At 39.9% G+C, this 1,139-nt stretch carries 2 protein-coding genes; both read left to right on the forward strand.

Annotated features, from left to right (window positions below):
* Positions 1-201: hypothetical protein (locus tag A3735_RS30080; RefSeq protein WP_197485586.1), on the forward strand; the 201-nt coding region annotated here is incomplete at its 5' end.
* Positions 198-1,067 (forward strand): nitrate- and nitrite sensing domain-containing protein, encoded by an 870-nt coding sequence (locus A3735_RS01615; protein WP_068512986.1) that lies wholly within the window; start codon positions 198-200, stop codon positions 1,065-1,067. The genes A3735_RS30080 and A3735_RS01615, both read left to right, overlap by 4 nt.
* The last annotated feature ends 72 nt before the right edge of the window (positions 1,068-1,139 follow it).

Here is a 1,139-nt window from a genome sequence, read left to right on the forward strand (position 1 = left end):
CAAATATGTGACAAGATTTCTCATATATCTACGACAACAGAGCAACAAAGCTACGCAACCAACGAAGTTGCTTTCAATGTTGAAACACTGCTATCACAAGCAGATGAGAATACAGCAATCGCTGACGAAACGGTTAATATCGCCAAATACCTGGCAAATAAATCAAGCCAATCAAAAGAACCAATGGAGAACAGTTTATGATCATTACCCTCTCCTTAGTCCTCATAGTCATTGCAAGTGTGCTGGTTTGGTTTAGTACCAATCGAAAAAAACATGCCGAAAAACTGGAACTTAAAAACTGTTTGGCGCAGCTCAATTCACTCAAAAGCTTATTGATTCAAATTCAAAAACATCGCGGCTTAACCACAGGCTATCTTCACGGTGAGAAAACATTACAAGCAGATATAAAAACCGTGAGAGCAGACGTTAACAAACTATGGGCATCATTAGTTAGCAATCACCCATCACTGACAAAAGACAAGTTATTTGAAGGTATATCAAGTCATTGGCAGCGACTTGAAACACGTGCCCTAACAATTGAAGCAAACAACAATATCGACCAACATAACCGACTCATCACAAATCTGCTCTATTTGATTGAAAACCAAACTGAAAAGAATAGTCTGCTCGTAGCATTATCTCGTGAAGCAGGCTTAGATGTAATATGGAAGGAGTTACTCGATACGATTGAATCAATAGGCCAAACCCGAGCCATCGGTATGGGTATTGTTTCCGAAGGAAAGAGTTCAGCTCTAGACCGAATAAAATTGAAGTACTTGAATGACCGTGTAAGCACTCAGTTTGAATCGCTAAATAAGGTTTTTCTTGAAAGAAAGCCCGGCGAAAAAAGAGTGATCATTCTAGATGATAAGCACTCGACCTCAGCGATTAAAAACGCTCAAACAAAAATCTCCGAACTACAGAGCTTTATCGAAACCAAGCTGCTCAATTCTTCGGTAGATAGTCGTTCAGGAGCAGATTTCTTTCAACTGGCGAGCGCAGCTATCGCACCTTTGAATGAGCTCTTTGACCTGGCATCCACTAAGTTATCAACGAGCATTGATTGATCAGGGTATTTCTAGCCATTTACTTAGAAAATTAATCGCACGTTCGCCAATTAGCACTCAAACCAACATAGA

The sequence above is a fragment of the Oleiphilus sp. HI0061 genome (assembly GCF_001635675.1).

What these genes read in the sequence shown, in the direction of transcription:
- A3735_RS01615 (WP_068512986.1), top strand. Translation starts at nt 198, where the DNA reads ATGATCATTACCCTCTCCTTAGTCCTCATAGTCATTGCAAGTGTGCTG.